We start from the raw sequence: 1309 nt of genomic DNA, 5'->3' as shown, positions 1-1309 counted from the left end.
GAGTACATGAGTACATGAGTACATGAGTACATGAGTACATGAGTACATGAGTACATGAGTACATGAGTACATGAGTACATGAGTACATGAGCACATGAGTACATGAGCTGTTGTGTTCTGTATCACGTGCTGGCTTTGGGGTTCTTGAGGTTGGAAGGTGGGGTAATGAGGGTAGTCTCAGTTTTAAATCAGAAGGGTGGGTCTGGCAAAACAACGATAGCAACTCACTTGGCGATGGGTTTAAAGTTGCGTGGGTTTGACGTTGTGTTGGTTGACTCAGATCCTCAGGGGAGCGCTAGAGATTGGGCTGCTGTGGCTGATGGTAATGAACTGCCGGTTATTGGAATTGATCGGCCTACTCTCGAAAGAGACATAAAGGCTCTTGGTCAGAGGGATTTTATAGTTATTGATGGGGCGCCTCAGGCTTCAGATCTTGCTATATCGGCGATAAGGTCATCTGACCTTATCGTTATTCCGGTGCAGCCATCTCCATATGATATATGGGCAGCGTCAGATCTTGTTGACCTTGTGAAGCAGCGTATAGATATTACTGATGGTAAATTAAAAGCAGCTTTTGTTATTTCTAGGGCTATCAAAAACACCAAAATTGGTGGTGAGATTGAGTCTGCGCTTCTGGAATATGGCTTGCCTGTGTTCAAATCAAGGATATGCCAAAGCGTTTTATTCCCAACATCCGCTGCTAATGGAGAGACTGTTATTCAGGTATCTCCAAATAGCCCATCTGCAGGAGAAGTTATGATGCTTACAGATGAGATTGTTTCTATTCTTGCAGGTGATAAATTATGCTGAAAGCTGGGCGGCCTAGTGTAAAAAAACAAGTGGACTTAAAAAGTTTTGAGCTGTCAAAAAAAAAGAGGGTCAACTTTGATATTGATGAAAACACTCATTCAAAGTTGAAGGTTTACGCCGCTGAAAATGGCAAGACAATTAAAGACGTTATTGTTGATTGCATCGAAAAGCTATTGGCAGCGGAGTCTGGCTCTCAGAAAGCTTGATCAGCAGTGATGATCAAGCGTAGAGTTATGTCCTGAAACGAAAAAACCGCCTTGGCGGGCGGTTTTTCGATGGTACTCAGAGTTGGCGCTCTTTGTACCAGGTAACAGCTTCGAGCAGGAAGCAGATACCCTAATACAGTTACCAGTTTAGCGCTCTCTGCGCCCATCAATCAAGTTTTCCTGCTCAAATGCTCGTTGCCGTAGGCCACCACCTTTGGCGCTTTGTCGTACCCGCACGGATTGGAAGCATGAGTTTGTTGCCGTGTGTGGGTGTGGTTGGTCGGGCAGAACGG

General features: G+C 45.0%; 2 protein-coding genes. Both read left to right on the top strand.

Features of this window, described 5'->3' with window-relative positions:
• Positions 1-165 precede the first annotated feature (165 nt).
• On the top strand, positions 166-810 hold the full coding sequence (parA, locus tag ACW5W8_RS23660) for a ParA family partition ATPase (RefSeq protein ID WP_426011130.1): 645 nt from the start codon (positions 166-168) through the stop codon (positions 808-810).
• Entirely contained in the window at positions 804-1016 is a 213-nt protein-coding gene (locus ACW5W8_RS23655) for a plasmid partition protein ParG (protein ID WP_498630862.1), read from the top strand. The genes parA and ACW5W8_RS23655 overlap by 7 nt, the downstream gene beginning before the upstream one ends.
• The last annotated feature ends 293 nt before the right edge of the window (positions 1017-1309 follow it).

The sequence above is a fragment of the Aeromonas aquatilis genome, assembly GCF_054052405.1.
Note: the sequence above shows the minus strand (reverse complement) of the source record. Positions and strands in the feature narration are given on the sequence as shown.

Bases quoted from the DNA above. Each gene is read 5' to 3' on its own strand.
- parA (WP_426011130.1), top strand. From the start codon at position 166: ATGAGGGTAGTCTCAGTTTTAAATCAGAAGGGTGGGTCTGGCAAAACA.
- ACW5W8_RS23655 (WP_498630862.1), top strand. From the start codon at position 804: ATGCTGAAAGCTGGGCGGCCTAGTGTAAAAAAACAAGTGGACTTAAAA.